At 73.2% G+C, this 235-nt stretch carries 1 protein-coding gene; it reads left to right on the top strand.

Translation table 11 applies throughout. The annotated features are described in order from the left end of the window. The coding region (locus SB658_RS27585) for a hypothetical protein (protein ID WP_410603756.1) at positions 1-235 on the top strand (235 nt) is incomplete at both ends.

Below are 235 nucleotides of genomic sequence, written 5' to 3'. Positions count from 1 at the left end.
CCTGGTGCTGTCCAGCCGTCTGATCCCGGGCCGGGACGGCGGATACACGATCGCCTCGCTCGCCCGCGCCCGGCAGCTGGCCCGTGCCGGCGTCGCCGACGGCTGTGGGCCGCAGCTGCTCACCTTCGATCCCGGTACGGCGGCCGCGCACGCGGAGCACCGGGCGTTCTTCGCCGAGCACGGCGAGCTGACCGATCTGTCGCGGATGCGCAATCTCTTCGATGAGGCTGCCGCG

It is taken from the genome of Bacillus sp. SIMBA_008 (assembly GCF_046535495.1).
Lineage (GTDB): Bacteria > Bacillota > Bacilli > Bacillales > Bacillaceae > Bacillus > Bacillus subtilis.
The sequence above is the reverse complement of the archived record's forward strand: the minus strand, read 5'-3'. Positions and strand labels throughout refer to the sequence as shown.